Annotated in this window: 15 protein-coding genes and 1 pseudogene; 12 read left to right on the top strand and 4 right to left on the bottom strand. The window is 44.4% G+C overall.

The window, feature by feature from the left end; genetic code table 11:
- The first annotated feature begins 33 nt into the window (after positions 1–33).
- Positions 34–786: an ROK family protein gene (locus tag ACTWJ7_RS20710; protein ID WP_443145834.1), complete on the top strand. Its 753-nt coding sequence runs from the start codon at positions 34–36 to the stop codon at positions 784–786.
- A 126-nt stretch (positions 787–912) separates the two neighbouring features.
- Here the strand turns inward: ACTWJ7_RS20710 and ACTWJ7_RS20705 are convergent, their stop codons facing one another.
- Complete coding sequence (locus ACTWJ7_RS20705) at positions 913–2,346, bottom strand: glycoside hydrolase family 1 protein (RefSeq protein ID WP_301878803.1); 1,434 nt, start codon at positions 2,344–2,346, stop codon at positions 913–915.
- 165 nt (positions 2,347–2,511) lie between these two features.
- On the opposite strand from ACTWJ7_RS20705, the gene ACTWJ7_RS20700 reads away from it, so the two are divergent.
- The 3 genes and pseudogenes from ACTWJ7_RS20700 (at position 2,512) to ACTWJ7_RS20690 (ending at position 5,234) form a co-directional block, all read left to right on the top strand.
- Complete coding sequence (locus ACTWJ7_RS20700) at positions 2,512–3,480, top strand: LacI family DNA-binding transcriptional regulator (RefSeq protein WP_079344350.1); 969 nt, start codon at positions 2,512–2,514, stop codon at positions 3,478–3,480.
- A gap of 79 nt (positions 3,481–3,559) precedes the next feature.
- Positions 3,560–4,767 (top strand): annotated as a pseudogene (locus ACTWJ7_RS20695) (macrolide family glycosyltransferase).
- A gap of 173 nt (positions 4,768–4,940) precedes the next feature.
- Positions 4,941–5,234: a DUF3817 domain-containing protein gene (locus ACTWJ7_RS20690; RefSeq protein WP_301878800.1), complete on the top strand. Its 294-nt coding sequence runs from the start codon at positions 4,941–4,943 to the stop codon at positions 5,232–5,234.
- A gap of 126 nt (positions 5,235–5,360) precedes the next feature.
- Here ACTWJ7_RS20690 and ACTWJ7_RS20685 read toward each other — a convergent pair whose 3' ends face one another.
- Positions 5,361–5,492 (bottom strand): hypothetical protein, encoded by a 132-nt coding sequence (locus tag ACTWJ7_RS20685; protein WP_443145833.1) that lies wholly within the window; start codon positions 5,490–5,492, stop codon positions 5,361–5,363.
- A gap of 168 nt (positions 5,493–5,660) precedes the next feature.
- Here ACTWJ7_RS20685 and ACTWJ7_RS20680 point away from each other — a divergent pair, with 168 nt between their 5' ends.
- The 6 genes from ACTWJ7_RS20680 to ACTWJ7_RS20655 all read left to right on the top strand — a co-directional run bounded on the left by ACTWJ7_RS20680 (position 5,661) and on the right by ACTWJ7_RS20655 (position 12,208).
- The gene (locus ACTWJ7_RS20680; protein ID WP_301878799.1) at positions 5,661–5,993 is read left to right on the top strand and encodes a thioredoxin family protein; all 333 of its coding nucleotides are present in this window, start codon (positions 5,661–5,663) and stop codon (positions 5,991–5,993) included.
- 75 nt (positions 5,994–6,068) lie between these two features.
- Positions 6,069–7,091 (top strand): LacI family DNA-binding transcriptional regulator, encoded by a 1,023-nt coding sequence (locus ACTWJ7_RS20675; protein ID WP_079344353.1) that lies wholly within the window; start codon positions 6,069–6,071, stop codon positions 7,089–7,091.
- A 118-nt stretch (positions 7,092–7,209) separates the two neighbouring features.
- On the top strand, positions 7,210–8,199 hold the full coding sequence (locus ACTWJ7_RS20670; protein WP_024628363.1) for an ABC transporter permease subunit: 990 nt from the start codon (positions 7,210–7,212) through the stop codon (positions 8,197–8,199).
- A gap of 15 nt (positions 8,200–8,214) precedes the next feature.
- Complete coding sequence (locus ACTWJ7_RS20665) at positions 8,215–9,102, top strand: carbohydrate ABC transporter permease (RefSeq protein ID WP_079344354.1); 888 nt, start codon at positions 8,215–8,217, stop codon at positions 9,100–9,102.
- Between the two features lie 90 nt (positions 9,103–9,192).
- The gene (locus tag ACTWJ7_RS20660) at positions 9,193–10,836 is read left to right on the top strand and encodes a sugar ABC transporter substrate-binding protein (RefSeq protein WP_079344355.1); all 1,644 of its coding nucleotides are present in this window, start codon (positions 9,193–9,195) and stop codon (positions 10,834–10,836) included.
- 22 nt (positions 10,837–10,858) lie between these two features.
- Positions 10,859–12,208 carry a glycoside hydrolase family 30 protein gene (locus ACTWJ7_RS20655; protein ID WP_079344356.1) on the top strand — a complete coding sequence of 450 codons (1,350 nt, stop codon included), beginning with the start codon at positions 10,859–10,861 and terminating at the stop codon, positions 12,206–12,208.
- A gap of 315 nt (positions 12,209–12,523) precedes the next feature.
- Here ACTWJ7_RS20655 and ACTWJ7_RS20650 read toward each other — a convergent pair whose 3' ends face one another.
- Positions 12,524–13,366, bottom strand: coding sequence for an AraC family transcriptional regulator (locus tag ACTWJ7_RS20650; RefSeq protein WP_301879537.1), 843 nt, complete (start codon positions 13,364–13,366; stop codon positions 12,524–12,526).
- Between the two features lie 113 nt (positions 13,367–13,479).
- On the opposite strand from ACTWJ7_RS20650, the gene ACTWJ7_RS20645 reads away from it, so the two are divergent.
- Positions 13,480–14,937 (top strand): alpha-L-fucosidase, encoded by a 1,458-nt coding sequence (locus ACTWJ7_RS20645; RefSeq protein WP_079344361.1) that lies wholly within the window; start codon positions 13,480–13,482, stop codon positions 14,935–14,937.
- Between the two features lie 161 nt (positions 14,938–15,098).
- Here ACTWJ7_RS20645 and ACTWJ7_RS20640 read toward each other — a convergent pair whose 3' ends face one another.
- Positions 15,099–15,947: a carbohydrate deacetylase gene (locus tag ACTWJ7_RS20640; RefSeq protein ID WP_443145832.1), complete on the bottom strand. Its 849-nt coding sequence runs from the start codon at positions 15,945–15,947 to the stop codon at positions 15,099–15,101.
- A 260-nt stretch (positions 15,948–16,207) separates the two neighbouring features.
- Between ACTWJ7_RS20640 and ACTWJ7_RS20635 the strand changes: the two genes are divergently transcribed.
- The gene (locus ACTWJ7_RS20635; RefSeq protein WP_301878796.1) at positions 16,208–17,449 is read left to right on the top strand and encodes an RICIN domain-containing protein; all 1,242 of its coding nucleotides are present in this window, start codon (positions 16,208–16,210) and stop codon (positions 17,447–17,449) included.
- Positions 17,450–17,451: the final 2 nt, after the last annotated feature.

Raw genomic sequence — 17,451 nt, 5'->3', positions numbered from 1 at the left:
CGATATAATTATGATTTCAGCTTGGCTTTGGTCATGTACATCAACGATAAGCAGGGGCAGGATCTGATCACGGCCACTGTCATTAACCTAGAGGATCGTATGGTGTTCAGAGAAGAATATACGATGCCAACCTTTGATCAGAAACACTTCTATGAAATTATTGAAAACGTGCTGGCTCAGCATGCTTCCATTAAAGTGATCGGTATCGGTATTCCGGGGCAAACCGTGAATGGGAAAATTATGGTGAGCAGTCACCAACAGCTAGAAGGTATACGCATGATTGAAGATCTTGAAGCGCAGTTCGGATTACCAGTGATGGTGGAAAATGATGTGAATGCTGCAATCAGCGGATATTGCGCCAAACAGGAGCTAGACGAAGATCACTGTGTCATTGGGATCTATTTTCCAACCAAATATCCTCCGGGCATGGGCATTTATCTGGATGGCAAAGTGATCAAAGGAAAACTTGGCATGGCGGGGGAAGTAAAGTACCTCCCAATGGGAATGGATTGGTATTCCTCAGTGGCAAAGGAAACGTTTATTGAAACGGTATGCAAAATGATTCAAACGGTCAATGCGATTCTTGCACCAGATAAAATTGTGATATACCAGAAGATAGTTGAAGAAGAAGCGATTGTTCAAGCATGGGAAATGTATCAAACTGAGCTATCAATGCCATCTTATCCTGACATTATTCTGATCGATTCTTTCCAGGCAGATTTTGAAGCAGGAATGCGGTGGTTAACGTTGAAATCACTGGAACCGACCCTGGTCCAATTCAATTGAATCTATGGTATGAATGAATAAAAATCCCCCAGCAGAAAACAATACAAAACATGGTGTACCCAATGCTTGTCCGTATGTTCTGCTGGGGCGAGCAGGAATGCACCTGCTTGCAATGATAGTAATTTTTTAACGTTTTAGGCTCTTACCATTACTGCTGATGATATCTTTGTACCAGTGGAACGACTTTTTGCGATACCGTTCGAGTGTTCCTGAACCATCGTCATGGCGGTCAACATAGATGTAACCATAGCGTTTTTTCAATTGTGCAGAAGATGCACTGACCACATCAATACATCCCCAGGATGTATATCCCATAACTTCAACGCCGTCTTCAATGGCTTCCCCGACCTGAACAAGATGATCATTCAGATACTGAATACGGTAGTCATCTTCCACTGTCTTCTCACCATTAGATCCGGTAATAAGTTCGTCCACAGCTCCCAAACCATTTTCCACAATAAAGAGTGGTTTCTGATAACGGTCATAGAACATGTTCAGAACATAGCGAAGTCCTTGCGGATCGATCTGCCATCCCCACTCACTTGCAGGCAAGTAAGGGTTAGGTATACCGCCAAGCAGATTACCTTCACCCGCAACTTGTTTGTCCGGATCAGCCGTTTGACAGATACTCATGTAATAGCTGAAGGAAATAAAGTCAACGGTATGCAGCAGCATGTCTTCGTCGCCATCTTCCATTTGAATCTGGATTCCATTTTCCCGGAAATAACGTTTCATGTATCCTGGATAACGGCCTCTTACATGCACATCTCCGAAGAAATAATTGCTATGTTCGAATTCCATTACTTTAATCATGTCATCCGGATTCGGTGTGAGCGGATAAGTCGGCATACTGAGCATCATACAGCCAATCTGCGCACCTGGAATGATCTCATGACAGAGCTTCACAGCAGAAGCACTGGCTACAAACTCATGGTGTATTGCCTGATAAAGATCCTGCTTGCTGAGCTTCTCTTTCGGTGTATAGATGCCACCACTCATGAATGGTGCTTCCAGAATGGAATTGATTTCGTTGAATGTGAGCCAGTATTTTACTTTATTTTGATAACGTTTGAATACGGTAGTCACATAGCGCTCGTAGAAACCAATCATCTTCCGATTGACCCAGCCGTCATATTCCTTGGAAAGATGCAGGGGTGTCTCATAATGAGAAAGTGTGACCAGTGGTTCAATTCCGTATTGAAGACATTCGTCAAAGAGATCATCATAGAATTGAAGACCTTCTTCATTAGGTTCCAACTCATCGCCCTTAGGGAAGATGCGGGACCAGGCGATGGAAGTACGGAATACCTTGAAACCCATCTCGGCGAACAGCTTCACATCTTCTTTGTAACGATGATATAAGTCAATTCCGATCAGTTTCATGTTATCTTCAGTAGGTTCTTCAGTAATCGGACCCATGATACCTTTAGGTGCGACATCCTGGGTGGACAATCCTTTGCCACCTTGATTATATGCGCCTTCTGCCTGGTTGGCCGCAATGGCACCACCCCACAGGAAGTTTTTGGGGAAATTGAATGATGGATGTAGAGAATGACTCATACATATCGCTCCTATCGTTATGAATTCATTGTGGATGTTACATACAGCAGCACTGCATAAAAAAGCTTAAACGTTGGAACGGGTTACACGTCAAGTTTTACTTTTTATATATTTTGAGGCAAACTGTAATTCATCATAGAAAGTCAGCAAGAAAGGAGACTTCATGTGTCCAAGTTCGATGAAATTATGAAGCAGTCTGGCTACTCGAAGGCTACGGTGTCCAGAGTGATTAATCATTCACCGCATGTGAGTGACGAGGCCCGGCAGAAAATAACGGAAATCATGAAACAGCTCAACTATATACCGAATCGAAATGCCGTTTCGTTATCCACCGGACAGACGAAACAAATTGGGATTGTCACATCCGCAACCAACGAGATTATTCTTACGTTCATGAATCAATTCATTGATACCGCGATGGATTATGGATTTCAGACCTTGATTTATACTTCGCGTGGAGATAAGGAAATTGAATTGCAGGCGTTCGAGGATCTGCGGAGTAAACGGGTGGATGGACTCGTAATTATGACCTGTGTCAATCATCCCGACAAGCTGAAAGCCTATTGCGAATATGGTCCGATTGTATCCTGGCAGCGGATGGGAAATGACGAAATTCCGTCAGTGGCCATGGATCAGGCGCATGGCTACAGGCTGGCACTTGAGCATTTGGTTTCCAAAGGGTATACACGTATTGCGAATGCCTTTGGCAGAGCAGAAAGCCTGAATACCCAGAGCCGGCGGTTAGCCTATGAATCATTTATGGCAGATAAGGGTCTGCCTGTATGGCGTGAAGCCTATCAATATTCAGTGTTTAGCTCATCTGATGGAGAAGAAGCGATGCGAAGAATGGCGAGTCGGCCAGAACTTCCTCAAGCCGTGTTATGTTCGAATGATTATGCAGCGATTGGAATTTGGTCTGAGGCACGCAAAAAGAATATACGGGTTCCCGAACAACTTGCCATTGTTGGTTTCGATGACATTGAGCTGTCCCGGGTTCTTGGGATAACAACTATACATAATCCGATTGCAGAACAGGCTACGCAGGCCTTTCATCGATTATGGGCCGTCCTTGGCAAGCAGGAGTTACAGGCTCAGCAGCTGGAATTTCAGCTGATTGAGCGTTCAACTACCTAAATGCGGGGGAAAGGACGTACTCGTTTGCAAATTTTTACAATGTTCAGGAGAACAGCAGTATACCGAAGGAGTGGTCGAAATGGCGCGGGTATTATTCATTAATGGTGGATCAGAGGGACATGTCAATCCAACGATCGGGGTAGTGCAAGAGCTGGTTTCATACGGAGAAGAGGTTGTGTACTTTACGATAGAAGCGTATCGGGAACGTATGGAGAAGACGGGTGCTATAGTCCGAACCTTTGACGATCAAAAATTCATTAAAGCCTTTATTTCAGGTGGCAGAGATTATTTGCTTGAACGGGTTAACGGTCTTTTGCTTACGGCAGATATCGTCATTCCGAGCGTGCTTGAACAGATCAAGGGTGAACATTTTGACTACATTATCCATGATTCCATGTTTGGCTGCGGACGCTTGCTTGCGCAAATTTTGAAGCTTCCTGCAATTAATTCATGTACTTCATTTGCACAGACCGAAGAATCATTCAATCATTTGATGCAACAATTTCACTTCAACGTTCCTCCGGAAATCGTCCAACCTATAAATGATAAATTCCATAGCTTGACGATCAGGTTACAGGAAAAATATGAAGTGGAGCTTCCTTCTCCCTACGAAGTGTTTTGCAATCCCGCACCGCTTACCATCGTATATACAACAAGGGAATTCCAGCCTGATGGAGAAGCATTTGACCACACGTATCAATTTGTAGGACCATCCATCTTTTCGCGATTAACGCATGAAGAATTCGACCTGGCAGCAATTAAAGGGAAAAGACCGATTTACATCTCACTGGGTACAATTTTTAACCAAGCCCTTGATTTCTATAAGCTTTGTTTTGAAGTCTTTGGGAATACCAATGATACCATTGTCATGTCTGTAGGGAGAAAACACCAATGGCTGATTTGGGAGCAATCCCGGGAAATTTCATCGTTAAACGTTATGTTCCACAAATGGATGTGTTGCAGTCTGAAAAATTATTCATTACACACGGCGGGATGAACAGTACGAATGAAGCACTATATTTCGGGGTTCCCCTAATTATACTTCCTCAAAGCGCGGATCAGCCGATCATTGCTGAGCAGGTGGCCAGTAGGGGAGCCGGCATCCGTTTATCTATGCAAACGTTGACTGCCCGTCAGCTGCGTGAAGCGGTAGATCAAGTGTTAAACGTCTCTGCTTTCAAGACAGCTGCTGCAAATATCAGGGAGTCCTTTCAAAAATCAGGCGGTTATCATTGCGCTGTTGATGCGATTTTTGAATTTAAAAGTCAATATCTCACTCACGGGTAGTTCAGTCATCAATTATTCAAAATTGAAGCATTTTTGAACCGGAACCATGCGGTATACTGAACAAGAAGTTTCAAGAAGCTGCATCATTACATACGATGCAGCTTCAACTTGAAGTATCTTGTAACAAGTTACATATTTCACAAACTAACCGCTGGAAAGGTGAGATAGAACAGGTGAAGACAGTGACAGGTCGATTCAGAATTGCAGGCATATGGGAAGGGGTATCGTTGCTGCTGTTGATTTTTATAGCCATGCCGCTAAAATATTTTGCCGATATATCTTCCCCGGTAACCATTATGGGCATGATTCACGGCATTCTTTTTCCGCTATATCTGATTGCACTTGTGCATTTGGCTGTTGTGAAGAAATGGAAAGCTTCACGCTGGTTCATGGGATTGGTAGCCGGCTTGTTGCCTTTTGGAACATTTGTATTCGAATCCTATCTTCGCAAGAGAGACTGGACGTAAGAATCGATGAAAAGAACAATAACAGCAGGCGACCAACTCCGGAAGTTATCCGAACTGGTCGCCTGCTGTTTCTGTGCAACATCTTTTTTTGAAAGAGTGTTTTTGGAAAAGTGTGTATTGTTTATTTTACCGTGCCTTGTTGCCGATCGGATTGCAGGCTGACTCCAATATCGCCAGCGGCATCCGACACGGTGCATAAGCGGAGAAGGAGGACACGACAATCAGGGCAGTGAACAGAAATAGAACTGATTTTTTCATTGAATAACCTCTTTTCATTTGGGGTGATCTTCCATTTTATTGTAATTCAGGCAGGCTGTATTTGAAAGAAAATGTTTAAATTTAGATACGTACACATTTTGTACCGGATAAACATGCATGATAAACTATAGCTTAGCTAAAACCGCCAACAGCGGAAGGGAGTCCACTATGAAAAAACACAGTGAGTTAACATCCATAGAAATGGTAGACGAGTTTCTTCAACAAAATGAATTGGTTTTTTTGTACGTATCTCGACCGGAGTGCAGTGTATGTCACGCCTTACTTCCTAAAATCAGGGAACTGCTTGAGGCGTACCCTATGGTATACCTGGGACACGTCGACGCGAACCATGTGGAAGAGGTGGCGTCGAGGTTTTTAATTTTTACAGTCCCGACAATGATCATGTTTGTAGAGCAAAAAGAATATATTCGAGCAGATCGTTTTGTACGCTTTGATCGATTGGAAGAGCAGTTGCAACAGATTTATCGGATGTATTCATAAAAGTGTTGTATTGAAAACGGTTTTATGCTAATTTAAAATATATAAAAACGTTTTTATAGCAAAGGAACAAATATTATGGGAAAGATTACAATTAAAGATGTTGCAAGGGAAGCCGGTGTATCCATTTCTACGGTTTCCAACGCCTTGAACGGCGTGGATGTCTTGAACCCGGAGACGAAATCGCATGTCCTGAAGGTAGCAGAGCGTTTAAACTACGTTCCCAACCTGAACGGCAAGCTGCTGAAGTCCGGACAAACCAAAATGCTGGGCTTTTTCACCACAAGTGTGTCGGGTCCGTATTTTTATAAGCTGGTTGAATCCATGTCTCGCGAATGCGATCGTCTGGGTTACGGGCTGAATGTATTTGTGACCAAGGATAAGCAGGTCATTATGAGTAATATTCTGGGACGGCGTGTGGATGGTGTTATCATCTACGAAGAGCTGCGAATTGATGAGCAGGATATTATCGCTATGGAGAAAGACAAGATCAAGGCCGTATTTTTGGATCGGGTCTATCAGAGCGATACGATGGGAAGCGTCATTTTTGACTCCTATGTGGCGGGTTACGAAGCGACCAAGTATTTAATTGGACTGGGTCACAAGAAAATCGCCTATATTTCCGGCGTGGACACTATGTTTGATAGTAATCAGCGTAGAGATGGATATCTGGCCGCTTTGCGTGAATACCAGCTTCCGCTGGATGATGATTACATCCTACAAGGGTATTTTGAGGAAGAGGGCACCTACAGTGCTGTAAAATCTTTTCTTCATCTGCATCCTGCCAAGCTGCCTGATGCTTTTCTTGCAGGAAATGATGTGAGTGCAATTGGCTGCATCCATGCATTGAAGTCGCACGGCTTTGAGGTTCCTCAGGATGTAAGTGTAGTAGGCTTCGATGATATTGATATTGCCCAATATTTTTCCCCGCCATTGAGTACCGTAAGAAATCAGATTGCGAGGCAGGGTATACTGGCGATCAACCACCTGGTTCGCATGATCAAGAAGAAGGAACATGGAGTTTCACAAAAATTGGCGGGTGAACTTATTATACGGGGTTCAAGTCATGTGAAGATCGACCGGAGTGATTATTTAACCTAACGTATTCAATCATTTCCGGTCTTTTTTAAATGATAGAATTGAGATCAGGGGGTTTTTTTGCCGAAAAATAAAAACGTTTTTATGAAGAAATGCTTAAGTTGGAGGGGAGCAAAAGAGCGTGAGTAAATTAGCCGTAGAGACGTCAACCGGTAAAAAGCCTGTAAGGCCGGGAGGAAGGAAACCGATCGGACAAAGAATGAAAGAGTTCGTCATCGATTACCGAAGACAATGGGAAATTCAATCGATGATTATACCCGGCATCATTTTTATGATTATTTTTTGTTACATTCCGATCTATGGATTGACGATTGCCTTCAAAAATTACACCGTCATTGATACACTGTCAAGCGCACCTTGGGTCGGGTTGGAAAATTTCAGAATTATTATGTCAGACAAATACTTTTGGGATGCTGTAGTTAATACGCTGGGGATTAGCTTTTTGAAATTGGGTATTGGATTCGTTATTCCGATTATTCTGGCAATCATGATCTATGAATTAAACAGCGGACGCTTCAAAAAGTTTGTGCAAACGATTTCATATCTGCCTCATTTTCTGTCCTGGATCGTATTGGGCGGTATGTTAATCACCTGGTTCTCAACAACGGGATTATTTAATCAGCTACTGCTCAGCTTGGGAGTCATCTCGCAGCCGCAAAACATTTTGCTGGATGCAGGGAAGTATTGGTGGATTGCAGTCTTATCCGATATTTGGAAAGAGGCCGGTTGGGGAACGATTCTGTATTTGGCGATTATGTCGAAGATTGATCCTACGTATTATGAGGCAGCCAAAATTGATGGTGCAAGCCGTCTCAGACAAATCTGGAATATTACGTTGCCCAACATGAAGTCCATTATTAGCCTTAACCTGATTCTTACTGTAAGCGGTTTACTCGGTTCCAATCTGGACCAGACGCTGGTTCTGATGAACTCGCAGAACCGTGACAAGGCCGAAGTTATCAATTCGTATGTATATCGTATGGGGATGTCACAGGGTGACTTTTCGTATGCTACCGCGGTTGGTCTAGGCGTCTCGATCGTGTCCGTTATTCTACTGGTCACCGCGAACAAAATTACAAGCAAATTAAACGATAATCAATCTGTGCTGTAGAAGGGGGCATCCCGTGTGAATGGAAAGGCGGCTAAAGAAGATCTTGATAGTCGGATCTTTGATACCTTAAATATTATTTTGCTCGTTATTTGTACTGTTGTTATTATAGTCCCGCTCTGGAATGTCATCATCTCTTCTTTTAGCTCAGGCAAAGCTTTGGCGGAAGGCGGGTTCATCTTCTGGTCACCGGAGTTCTCGCTGGAGAATTACAGAGCCGTGTTCAACGATTCGAACATCTGGCAAGCGTTCTTCATCTCGGTTTCCAAAACAACCATCGGCGTTGTTACACACGTGTTCTTCTGTGCCATGGTCGGCTACGGTCTGAGCAAAAAGTACATACGTGGTCGTAAACTGTACGTTGCCATGGGTGTTATCACCATGTTCTTCTCAGGCGGAATGATTCCAACGTATTTATTGATCAAATCACTCGGCCTGCTCAACAGCTTCTGGGTGTACATTATTCCGGCATTGTTCAGCTTTTATGATGTCGTCATTCTGATGAATTTCTTCCGGAATGTCCCGGACTCTCTGGAGGAGTCAGCCAAAATTGATGGTGCAGGGGATTGGCATATTTTCCTGAAAATCTTTATCCCGCTGTCCATGCCAGCCATGGCGACCATCGCACTGTTCAATGGGGTGGGACAGTGGAATGACTTTATGACAACCAAGTTGTACATTACCGATCAGTCTCTGTATCCGCTGCAAATGATGCTGTACGAAATTATCGTTCAGTCCCAGACGCAATCGATGCAAAATATCGGCGGCTCGGCAGTCATTGAAACAACGACTAAAGGGGTACAACTAGCCACGATTGTTATTACCACACTGCCGATCATACTGATCTATCCCGTCCTTCAAAGGTACTTTATATCGGGTATGATGCTGGGAGCGGTCAAGGAGTAAGGTGCATCAAGGTGCATCAAGGTGCATCAAGGTACATTAAAAAATTCGCTCTATTCCATATTTCTCACCTAACTTTAAGGAGGAAACAATATGTTCAAAATGAATAAGGCAGCAGGCAAAAAAGGAGTTAAACTGTGCGCGGCATTGCTGACAGCAGTGATTATGATTACAGGCTGTAGTAGTGGTTCAGGGGGTTCGAGCGAAGGGAACTGGGTTTCCATTGAAGATCGCTATACCGTCGATCCGGAAAAACCAGCCTGGCAGCTGGATAAAAAGGAAGAGGTTACAGACCTGACCTGGTACGTTAATGCGGACTGGTGGAACACGGATTTTGGCAAAGACATTGTGACCAAGAAGATCAAAGAAGACTTAAACATCAACATCAAATTCATTACAGGTGATGATACGAAATTAAACACGTTCTTTGCCGGTGGTGACATGCCTGACCTGCTGACCGTGTTTGACTCCAACTCCCCGGTGGTGCAAAAAGCTGCAACCTGGGCTATGCCGCTGAATGATCTTGCGGAGAAATATGATCCATACTTTAACAAGGTAGCTGCTGCCGACACGCTGAACTGGTTCCAGTTAGCTGATGGCAAGACGTATGGCTATCCAAACTATTCCAATACGCAAGCCGATTATGATAGCGGTAACATTCCGGCCAAAACAGCATTTATCATCCGTAAGGATGTATACGAAGCTATCGGAAGTCCTGTCATGGGAACGCCAGAGGAATTCGAAAGTGTGATGAAACAGATCAAGGAAAAGTTCCCAACGCTGATTCCATTTGGTTTTAACTCCATCGGTGAAGGCACAGGTTCACTCGGAGATGTATTGCAGGATTTCATTGGCGTGCCGCTTGAAACTGCAAATGGAGAATTCTACGATCGCAATCAGGATGAAGATTATCTTACATGGCTGAAGACGTTAAATAAGGTATACAGAGACGGAAACATTAGTGATGACAGCTTTGCTGATGATGGTACGGCCTTTGAGGAAAAAGTAAAATCCGGGAAATATGCAACGATGCTGCTGGATGGAACTCCTCAACAGGGAGGAAATCTGCAAATTTATCTGAGTGCCAATGAAGGCAAAGAGTATGTTGCCATTGATGGACCACAAAGCACCAAGGGCAATGCACCGACACTTAATCAATCCGGTATTACAGGCTGGATGATCAACTTCATCTCCAAGGATGCCAAAGATCCGGCCAAAGCGATTCAAATTTATACGTATCTCCTTAGTGAAGAAGGTCAGCTTCTGATGAACTATGGTATTGAAGGCGAGACGTATCAAAAGAATGCAGATGGTACGGTTGAGCTGCTGCCAGCTGTGAAAGACCTGCAGCTGCACAATGCGGACAAATTCAAGAAGGAATACCGGATGGGTGAATTCATGTTCTTTGGTCATGACCGTCACAAAGCGCTGAGTGCGGATGCTTTCCCGGAAGCTATTAAACAAATGCAAGAGTGGGGCAAAGGAAAGCTGAAACCACACTTCATTCTCGAGAATATTAGTCCGAATCAAGGAACACCTGAAGCACGTGCGTTGTCCGCGATCAACGCCAAGTGGAACTCCACACTGGTAAGCATGGTACGTGCCAAGGATGATGCCTCGTTTGACAATGCACTTGCCGCTTACAAGTCATTCTTGGGTGATAACCGTTGGGATGACATCGTGAAGGTACGTAGTGAGAAGATGAAACTGAATAAAGAGAAATTGGGTATCCAATAAGAGGATTGTGGAGGGAAAGCATATGACGAAATTCAAAATGTACAAATCTACGGGAGAAGATGCATTGTTTGTATCCGTATCCCCAGATCAATTACAACCGCATGACTCCGGTTCGGAGACAACGACAATCCTTCTGGATGATCAGCAAACATATCAGGAGATGGATGGTTTCGGGGCTTCTTTTACCGATTCATCTGCCTATCTGATCAACCAGATCTTAAGCGAAGAGCAGAGAGCTGAAGTCATGACCCGGTTGTTCCATCCCGAGGAAGGCATTGGATTGTCGGTCATTCGTAATCCGATGGGAGCTTCAGACTATGCGAGAACGGTGTACAGCTATAATGATCTGCCAGCAAACCAAACGGACCCGGAATGTTCCGGGTTCAGCATTGCACATGATGAAGCGGATGTTATTCCTTTGACCCAAAAGGCGTTGGAGTTGAATCCGGACCTGAAGCTGTTTGCTTCACCATGGAGCGCCCCGGGCTGGATGAAAACAAGCGGCTCCATGATTACAGGTCAATTAAAGAATGAGTGGTATCCGGCATATGCGGAGTATTTTGTGAAGTATATCCAAGCCTATGCTTCGCATGGATTACCTATCCATGCCGTGACACCACAGAATGAAGCACTTTATGAACCGGGTCATTATCCCGGCATGTTGATGCCAGCAGAAGCACAAGCAGACTTTATCAAGAATCATCTGAAGCCTGCTTTGGTCAGAAATGATATTCAGTCGAAAATCCTCTGTTATGATCACAACTGGGATCGTCCAGATTACCCGCTAACCGTGCTTGAAGAGGCGGGAGAAGAGGTAGATGGAGTGGCTTGGCATTGGTATGGGGGCGATGCCTCGGCTCAAACGAAGGTGTATGAAGCCTTTGCCGGTAAAGAGGTACACTTCACCGAAGGATCAGGTGGGGAGTGGATTCCTCCATTCGAACAGGCCTTCTCCAATGTAATCAGAACAGGTATTGAGATTCTTCGCAATTACAGCAAATCTTTTGTACTCTGGAATATGGCACTTGATGAGAACAACGGCCCTACCGTTCCTGGCTTCGGGAAAAGTACATGTCGTGGCATTGTGAAGGTCAACCAGCAAACTAAAGAGCTTACGTATACTCTCGATTATTATGCTCTGGCTCATTTCAGTGCCTTGATTCGTCCCAAAGCGGTACGTATTGACTCTTCCTACAATGAGGCATCCATTCGTTCTGTAGCCTTCAAAAATACAGATGGTTCGATTGCCGTTGTGCTTTTCAATGACGGAGAAGAGACAGGAAATGTACAGGTTCAGCTAAAAGAAGAGGATCTGTTAAGTTTCCAACTGGAGTCCAAGAGTGCTTTGTCCATTTTGATCAACCAAGAGTAGAGTAATGCAGTGTTCCCCAGCTCGGCGGGAAGTAGTTCTAACAGGCTGTTTAGATAGTGGATGGCATGGAAAGAAAAGGCGATACGGAGAAAAAATCTCTCTGTATCGCCTTTTTATATTGCGTCCAGTGAGCCTATACTCTTTGGATCGCTAAATTTGGTGTTCCGCTGCTCTCATCAATAAACAGCACATACTGATTCCAGCTGAAATGGTTTGATATAAAACATTGCTACTACAAGGAGGTGGGAACGTAGCGAGTTATGACAATGGAGTTCCCTTTACGGAACCTTTACAGGTGAAAACTTACATAATTCCTCAAGAGGTTATAATCGTTGTTTGTCTGCGATACTCTGTCGGGTTAAGCCCTGTATGCTTTTTGAATTGTCTCGAGAAATAATACAAGTCACTAAACCCGAGGTATTCAGCTATGGCAGTCACCGTGTTTGATGTAGAGGTCAGGAGCTCCTTAGCTTTATCAATTTTTCTGCTAGTTATATAGTGGATGGGTGGAACCCCGAGCTGCTGCTTGAAGAAACGAATAAAATAATTGGGGTGCATATAAGCGATCTGAGCCAGATCCTGAACCGTAATATTCTGTTCGACGTTGGATTCGATATAAGCCAGGATCGCAGACATTTTCTCCATGACAGGCGCATTTACATAAGAAATCTGATTGAGATCCAGATTCATTACATAATAGGAAAGTAACTCCATTAGCTTGCTTTTGGCCATCATGTGAGCATAGACCTCGCCCGATCTGGCATAAGTAAGGATGCTATTAAAGGTTTCCTGAACCAGTCTCGGATCAGCTGGCGCACAAAAGTGCGGGAGCCGTAGAATTTGAAACAGGTTGAGGCCTCCGACTTTGGCGCTGAAATGACACCAGTATTTGAGAAAAGGACGATCACTGATGGCAGAGTAAGACTGTCTTATTCCTTCGGGCATCAAAAACAGTTGGCCAGGTGTTGGGTAATATTCCTGATTTCCAATCTTGAGCCAGCCTTCCCCTTCGCAGATAAAATAGAACTTACTGTAATCAGGTGTGTAATCGAGATCTTTCCAGTCCGTTTCGCACCGATTATAGTTGACCATGAACAATTCAACCTGCAGATTCGATAAGTGGTTCGTGAGCAATGTCCTGTCATTCACAATCTTCATCTCCTTACAAAGGTTAATATTGTCCATCTAAAAGTTAATGCTCTTCATGTCTATCTATGGCTCAAGTCACTACAATACAGGTGAATAGGATAACGGAAGGGTGATATTGCATAATGGACAAAAATGAATATTTGCAACATATTGAAGCTACCATTGACGAAGGCAAATTTAAAGACAACTGGAATTCACTGAGTGCAATCCAGGTTCCCGAGTGGTATCGTAACGCGAAATTTGGTATTTTTATTCACTGGGGACTATATTCCGTTCCTGCATTTGATAATGAATGGTATTCGCGAAATATGTATATGGAAGGCTCCAAAGCTCATGAACATCACCTTGCTGTTTACGGGCCTCCGAAGGATTTTGGATATAAAGATTTTATTCCGATGTTTCGGGCAGAGAATTTTGATGCAGACGAATGGGCTGCGCTTTTTAAAAAGGCAGGAGCCAGATACGTTATGCCAGTCGCAGAGCACCATGACGGATTCCAAATGTACAAAAGCGCCATATCTCACTATAACACAGTTGAAATGGGACCCAAACGGGATCTTTTGGGGGAGATGAAGGCCGCATATGAGAAGCAGGGGTTGGTTCTTTGCGTGTCATCTCATCGGGCGGAGCACTGGTTCTTCATGTCTCATGGCAAAGCGTTTGACTCGGATATCAAGGAACCGCTCCGGCGTGGTGATTTCTACTGGCCTGCTATGCCCGAGCCGGATCATCATGACTTATATGGCTCACCTCCAACGGATGAATATCTGGAAGATTGGTTGATTCGTTGCTGTGAACTCGTGGATGAATACCAACCAAGCGTTTTTTATTTTGACTGGTGGATCCAGACGGCTGCGTTCAAACCTTACTTGAAAAAGTTCAGCGCCTACTACTATAACAAAGGTGAAGAGTGGGGTATCCCGGTGGCGATTAACTATAAACATGATGCATTTATGCTCGGTTGTGCCGTACCGGATGTGGAACGAGGACAATTCGCTGACCTCAAGCCGTATTTCTGGCAAACGGATACAGCAGTCGCCAAAAATTCATGGTGTTATACAGAAAATAATGATTATAAGTCTGCGGTCGAGATTATCCGGGATCTCGTCGATATTGTAAGCAAAAACGGCAGTCTTCTATTAAACATTGGACCCAAAGCGGATGGCACCGTTCCCGATGAAGATAAGAACATTCTGCTTGCCATAGGTCAATGGCTGGAAGTGAATGGTGAGGCGATCTATGACACGACGTTCTGGCGGACGTATGGGGAAGGGCCGACCGAGGTGAAAGAAGGACAGTTTACTGATGGTGAGACCAAGATTTTTACAAGTGAGGATATTCGCTTTACCGTAAAAGAAAGCTTTCTCTATGCGACGGTTCTGGTCTACCCGGAGAACGGGACTGTTCATATCCGGTCGCTAAAGGAGAATTCCCATCATTTTCATGGACTGATCAGGAATATTCAGGTGCTGGGCTTCGACGAAGAACCAGAATGGAGCAGGACGGAAGAGTCTTTGACGATAACGACAAGGAACGTGCATAGCGGCTCACCCGTCGTATTTAAATTAGAACTGGAATAGGAAATATTTAAGGGAAATAACCAATAGGTATATGTATTGGTTATTTCCCTGTTTTTTGTGCGATTCTGCAATGGATTATACTCGTTTTCGGGTTGAAGAACTGCGACGGAGCTTTCTTCGTTTTTGGGACAAGCGATGTATCTTAGCCATACGCTTCCGCTTCAATATCCGCTGCCGCAAAGGGCTAGGCCCTTTTTTTCTAAAGATTTGGGAGGTGATTCAATTTGTATTGGTGGTAGTATGCAGCGTTCATCAGGTATGTCCTTCAGCGCTTTATAGTTTATCGGTACAATGCCCAGCGCCTGTAGCGTTCGGGGGATTGCCTGATCGACAAACACTGCAAGTTCATGCTCCCGGATGTCCAGCCAGCTGGAAATCTCTCGAAGAGCATCGTCTACATATCCCGGATGACATACAATCTCGGTGATACCATCTGGGAGCCTAGATAAATGTAAAAGCAGTCGCTGCAAACCCTCCTGATCTCCGTAAGTATCCAGCAGAATCGTATCTGTCATCCGGGGGACTGGCATAGCAGGGGGTGAATGCTGGATTTGTGATCTCCGAAGGGGGATGTTTTCCCGGACAGCTTTCTCCGCCATGATTTGGAACATTATCGGATCGTTCTGATGCAGCAGCTGATGGGAATCGAGATGTGTAGGATAACGAGATGCTTGAACAAAAACGTTCCATTGAGCATCGAGTTCTTTTGCGATATCAGCGATGTCTCGCTTCAATCCAATTGGGCTTTGATGAAAAGAACCGTCAGGCTTCACCAAAGAAGGCACGATGGCTGGGTCGGACACGGGTCTCCCGTAAGTCAGGTTGAAATGTAAACCGACTCCGAGTTCTGGCAACGAGCGGGCTAAGCTCAATGCATCCTCGAGGCCCGGCATATTCACCATCATCGAAGTACTCGTAATTCCACCAGCCTGATATGCTTGAATAATTCCCTGATTAACGCCGGGCGACAGTCCAAAATCATCCGCATTAATAATCACTTGCCTGCTCATGCCACTTATCTCCTTCCTCACATTGAGAGCGAATCAGTTGCCATGTCCCCAATATATTAAAGCCCATAAGGTATGGACCGTTCATTCGCACAGACCTGTTAGAATACTTCAAAATACTGTCTTGTCCAGTGTATATCCTGTTCTTGGATAGAAATAATTGAGTCGCAGACAGAATACATTTAATGTAAACGTTGTTACGGATTGAGAAAAACGGGGTATCTCTGTTCAGTATCAGTCCGTTAATATGGGGAGGGAAAAGTTTGTTAAAGAAAAGAAAAATCGTAAGTCTGCTGGTGCTGTTCAGTTTCCTGATCGCTTTACTGCCTGGCACGACGACAAATGCAGCGACCAATTGGAATCTGGTGTGGAGTGATGAATTCAATGGAAGCTCTCTGAATACGTCGAATTGGTCTGCAGAGATTGGTACGGGCAGCGGCGGATGGGGAAATAATGAATTGCAGTATTATACGAATCGTACCGAGAACCTGCAAGTTAATGGTGGAAATCTCGTCATTACCGCGCGCAAAGAAAATTACAATGGCAGCAATTATACTTCGGCACGAATCAAAACCCAGGGGTTGAAAGACTTTACTTACGGTAAAGTTGAAGCGCGTATCAAGCTGCCGTCGGGTCAGGGACTTTGGCCTGCTTTTTGGATGCTGGGAAGCAACATTAATTCCGTCGGTTGGCCCAAGAGCGGAGAGATCGACATTATGGAACGGGTCAACAACAATGCTTTTGTAAACGGTACCGTGCATTGGGATGCCAACGGGCATGCCGATTATGGAAAGATATCGGAAAATCTTGATTTTTCCCAATTTCATGTGTACAGCATCGAATGGGACTCCAAATATATTAGATGGTTTGTGGACGGTAAACAATTTAATGAGTTTTACATCGAAAATGGAACAGGAAACACGGAAGAGTTCCAGCGTCCGTTTTTCCTCCTGTTGAATATGGCTGTAGGTGGAAATTGGCCTGGCAGCCCTAATAATGCGACACCGTTCCCATCACAAATGCTTGTGGATTATGTGCGTGTATATCAAGCAGCAGCAAGTACACCGAATATTGTCAGCGGGGGCCTCTATACAATCGGTGCCAAGGCAAGCGGTAAAGTGTTGGATATTGTGGATGTATCCACAGCAAGCGGGGCAAAAGTACAACAATGGACCAACTACAGTGCGAGCAACCAGACGTTCAGAGTCGATAGCACAGGAGATGGTTTCTATAAACTCACGGCTGTTCATAGTGGAAAAGTTCTGGATGTGCCCAACTCAACAGCATCAGCTGGCGTACAACTCCAGCAATGGGATGATAATGGCTCTAACGCCCAAAGGTGGAGCATCCAGGATGCGGGTAACGGTTACTATAAAATTATTTCCAAGGTGAATGGGTTGGCGGTAGATGTTGCGAGCTCCTCAACAGCGGATGGGGCCGCGGTCCAGCAATGGAATGATAACGGAACAGATGCCCAAAAGTGGTTGTTCACCAAATTAAACTAATT

Source organism: Paenibacillus sp. 1A_MP2 (genome assembly GCF_052244825.1).
Taxonomy (GTDB): domain Bacteria; phylum Bacillota; class Bacilli; order Paenibacillales; family Paenibacillaceae; genus Paenibacillus; species Paenibacillus vandeheii.
Note: the sequence above shows the minus strand (reverse complement) of the source record. Positions and strands in the feature narration are given on the sequence as shown.